The organism is Nocardia donostiensis (assembly GCF_002081715.1).
Lineage (GTDB): Bacteria > Actinomycetota > Actinomycetes > Mycobacteriales > Mycobacteriaceae > Nocardia > Nocardia donostiensis.
On the sequence record NZ_MUKP01000010.1, the window covers coordinates 108,910 to 110,200 of the forward strand.

At 59.1% G+C, this 1,291-nt stretch carries 1 protein-coding gene; it reads left to right on the plus strand.

What is annotated here, in order from left to right:
* The first annotated feature begins 446 nt into the window (after positions 1–446).
* Positions 447–1,265 carry a hypothetical protein gene (locus B0T44_RS26475; protein WP_139347626.1) on the plus strand — a complete coding sequence of 273 codons (819 nt, stop codon included), beginning with the start codon at positions 447–449 and terminating at the stop codon, positions 1,263–1,265.
* Positions 1,266–1,291: the final 26 nt, after the last annotated feature.

The window sequence follows — 1,291 nt, forward strand, 5'->3', positions numbered from 1 at the left end:
TCATCGCGAAGCCCACTTCGGGCCACCGCTTTACATAGTGTCACGGATCCGAGGGGATCGCGGCGTGAGCGCTGCCGACGGATGCTGCTGTCTATCCGTGGGGACCGCGCGAACGCGCGCTGGAACCGGATGAACCCGGCAGCCGCCAGACCCACAGCATCCCACAGCAGGCGACCCGGCCTACCCGTCACTTTCCCAGCACTGGCTGCAGGGTGTCCGACAGCATGTGCACGTGACGCAGCTTCACGGGCGCGGCCAGTCCTGTAGATGCCACAGTTCGCCGGCCAGGGAGCCGACGCAGTACGCGAATGGCTCACCACAACCACCACCCAGCCGATCGGGCAGCGATGTCCCTACGCACCGAGCGGTCAGTGCGTTCGTGACACAGCGAATCGGTCGACTACAGTACCTTTGAATGTATCCATTGTCGGCGCGCGGGCGGATCCATGTGGGAAGAGCGATTTCAACAGTTGTCGGTCGCGGCAATTCGGCAGCATGGCCTGATCACAGCAGCACAGGCGAAGCGCGCGGGCCTCGACGAGTCGATGCTCGATCGGTTCAAGGGATTCCGCCTGATACACGAGCTGGATTGGTCGGTGTACCAGCTTTCCGGAAGCTCGTACGGGCCCAGATACGCGTATCCATATGCCGCCTGGCTCGCGCTCGAGCCGGAGTTGTTCAGTTGGGAACGGCCTACTTCCCCTGCCGAGGACGCGGTCCTGTCTCACGAGTCGGCATGCGCTCTATTGGGCATTGGAGCTGTCTCATCGCCGGTCGTGCGTTTCACGTCTGAAAAAGAACGGGATTTTCCGCATGCAATGCGGATCGACGTAGCACCTCTAACTCCTGATGATGTCACAGTATATGAGGGAGTTCCGGTCACCACCCCACACAGGGTGATAGTCGACCTTGTTGCGGAGTGGGCATCGAAAGACGACATAAGTCGGGTTTTCACCGACGCGGTTCGCCGCGATATGGTTAATTTGCATGCGCTCTTCGACGATTTGATCGCGATGTCCGAAACATACGATCTCCCCCGCAATGGTGATCATTTCTTCGACTACTTTATGCCCGGCCTTCCGCTGCGGTATCTGTCGTCACGAAATTTGCGCGCTTACGCCGAATTGTCGTTTCCTGAAAAGGTTTCCGACGTTCGTGCGCGGATCGCTGATCTGCTGGTGGAATTAGGTGAAGATATTCCGGAGCCGGCCAAGAACCGAGTGAGTAGTGAAATAGCGGCCGAGATCGTCGGTCGAACTCAATGAACACTGCCGGGTGATCAGACCCGTTG

Coding starts and splice junctions, on each gene's coding strand:
- B0T44_RS26475 (WP_139347626.1), top strand. CDS start 447: ATGTGGGAAGAGCGATTTCAACAGTTGTCGGTCGCGGCAATTCGGCAG.